The 350-nt window shown below is 60.9% G+C and carries 1 protein-coding gene; it reads left to right on the forward strand.

Annotated elements, in window-relative coordinates:
* The coding region (locus MJ601_RS21845; protein WP_242130493.1) for a transposase at positions 1 to 350 on the forward strand (350 nt) is incomplete at both ends.

Here is a 350-nt window from a genome sequence, read left to right on the forward strand (position 1 = left end):
GCGGCCATTCTATAGCGAGACAGGCCGGCCCTCGGTCGATCCTGAACTGATGATCCGGATTCTACTGATCGGCTACTGTTTGGGAATCCGGTCTGAGCGGCGGCTGTGCGAGGAAGTGCATCTCAACCTGGCCTATCGCTGGTTCTGCCGTCTGGGTCTCGACGGGGCGGTGCCTGACCACTCCACATTTTCGAAGAACCGGCACGGCCGCTTTCGGGACAGTGATCTGTTACGGCAGCTGTTCGAGATGACTGTCTCGCGCTGCATCCAGGAAGGTCTGGTTGGCGGTGAAGGTTTTGCGGTGGACGCCAGTCTGATCAAGGCAGACGCGAACCGCCAGCGCGGCGTCC

The sequence above is a fragment of the Sphingobium trunci genome (assembly GCF_022664535.1).
Classification (GTDB): Bacteria; Pseudomonadota; Alphaproteobacteria; order Sphingomonadales; family Sphingomonadaceae; genus Sphingobium.